Here is a 1,253-nt window from a genome sequence, read left to right as displayed (position 1 = left end):
ACCCTTAACGCAACGAACAATATATTGACCGTTGGGATCGAGAACGGGAACGACCTAACGGTGGACCTTTCCGGTCTGGTGGCCGATGGTTCGGAAACGATAGTAACTGGTGGCGGCATCAATGTGGTAACCGGAAGCGGTACTACATTGGATCCCTATGTGATCACGGCCACGGAAGTTGACGGGAGCATCACCAACGAGGTGAACACGGCCTTCGCGGTAGTGGGGAGCGACCTGAGCATCACGGATAGCAACGGAACCTTGACGGTACCCTTGTCCTCCTTGGGCACTGATGACCAGAAGATCGATAAGTTTGCTCTAAATGGGACCACCTTGGAATTATCTGCAGAGAACGATGGGGAGGCCGATAAGACTATAGATTTAAATACCGTATTTGGAACAGATACAGAATTGAGCGATGCTATTACTGCAAGCGAAGCATTGGATTTGGATAAGGCAATTGGTAACGAAGTTACCGATGCTACAGATGCTACTTTAATACGTTCTGGTGCAGGTACCACGGTAAGCCCTTATACATTGGATGTAGCCACAGGAGGTATTACAACTACAGAAATTTTAGATGGCACTATTGCACCTGACGATATAGCCGACAAAGCGGTTACATTGACAAAGTTAGCAGATGGTACTGCAGATGGTCAAGTAATGCAATGGGATGATGTTACATCATCATGGACATTAGTGGACCTTGGCTCCGTAACAGTTACTGAAAATGATGGTGTAATCGGAAACGAGGTAACAAACGCCACCGATGGCACTTTGGTACGTTCAGGAGCAGGAACAACGGTTAGCCCCTACACCTTGGACGTATCGGCCGATGGGATAACCAATGCAGAATTGGCAGACAATGCCGTACGGACAGAAAACATATTGAGCGGCGGTAACGACCAGGTATTGGTCACCGATGCTACTGGAACAGTAGAGTGGGTCGATAAATCAATATTAAATTCTGACAACCAGACCCTGGGCATAGCCGGAGATCAATTGACTATTTCGGGAGGAAATACGGTAACTGTACCGACAGCCGATGGTTCGGAGACGATAGTAACTGGTGGCGGCATCAATGTGGTTACCGGAAGCGGTACGACATTGGATCCCTATGTGATCACGGCCACGGAAGTTGACGGGAGCATCACCAATGAGGTGAATACGGCCTTCGCGGTAGTGGGGAGCGACCTGAGCATCACGGATAGCAACGGAACCTTGACGGTACCCTTGTCCTCCTTGGGCACGGA

1 protein-coding gene is annotated in these 1,253 nt (G+C 49.3%); it reads left to right on the top strand.

The genetic code is table 11. The annotated features are described in order from the left end of the window. On the top strand, positions 1 to 1,253 hold a 1,253-nt coding region (locus tag C7972_RS24035), incomplete at both ends, for a hypothetical protein (RefSeq protein ID WP_181422999.1).

This window comes from Arenibacter sp. ARW7G5Y1 (genome assembly GCF_003201775.1).
Classification (GTDB): Bacteria; Bacteroidota; Bacteroidia; order Flavobacteriales; family Flavobacteriaceae; genus Arenibacter.
The sequence above is the reverse complement of the archived record's forward strand: the minus strand, read 5'-3'. Positions and strand labels throughout refer to the sequence as shown.